The 654-nt window shown below is 65.0% G+C and carries 1 pseudogene; it reads right to left on the bottom strand.

The features are described from left to right. Positions 1 to 513 (bottom strand): annotated as a pseudogene (locus NDR87_RS37090) (recombinase family protein); the annotation flags it as partial. Between the last annotated feature and the right edge of the window lie 141 nt (positions 514 to 654).

Genomic DNA, 654 nt, shown 5'->3' on the forward strand with positions numbered 1-654 from the left:
GCTGACGGCTGCGGCCTGCTCGAATGGCTCGTAGCGGAGCTCCAGGTCCAGGGCTTCGTAGAGGGCGGCCCGGTCCTGTGGGGTGCCTGCGTCGAGGACGGCGGCCATGTCGCCGAAGGACTCGATCAGCGTGTCGAATTCGAGGGCCGTGGGCTGGATGTCGTGCGGGATTCGGGTGAGTTCGCTTTGGGCGGTGGTCTTTTCGGCTTGGGCCGCGTTCATCGCGTCGACGAGTACTGCTGGGTCCACGCCGGTTTCGAGGGCGCGGCGGTGGCGTTGGAGTTTGGTCTCGGCCTCGTTGATTCGTCGACGGAGGAGTTGGCGACGGATGTCGTTGTCGTCGTTGCCTTGCGCGGATACCAGGGCTTCGATTGTTCGTGCTCGATTGCTCGGGCTGAATAGTCCGGCGAGCCAGGTGTTGACCGGGTGGACGAGGTGCGCTTCGCGCAGGTTGACGGTTTTCGGGTGATCGGCTTGTAGCGGGTGCCGGGTGGAAGCGTGCGAGCGACGCACCGGTAGTAGACGTGGCCGTGGGGAGTGCCGCCTTGCATCTTCCGGTGGCAGATGCCGCAGCGGATCCTGCTCCGGAACTGATACACGTGTGGTGAGCTCTGCCGGGCCCGTTCGAGTTGGGTCTTGGAGCGGATACTGCTG

The sequence above is a fragment of the Nocardia sp. CDC159 genome (assembly GCF_023740735.1).
Classification (GTDB): Bacteria; Actinomycetota; Actinomycetes; order Mycobacteriales; family Mycobacteriaceae; genus Nocardia; species Nocardia pulmonis.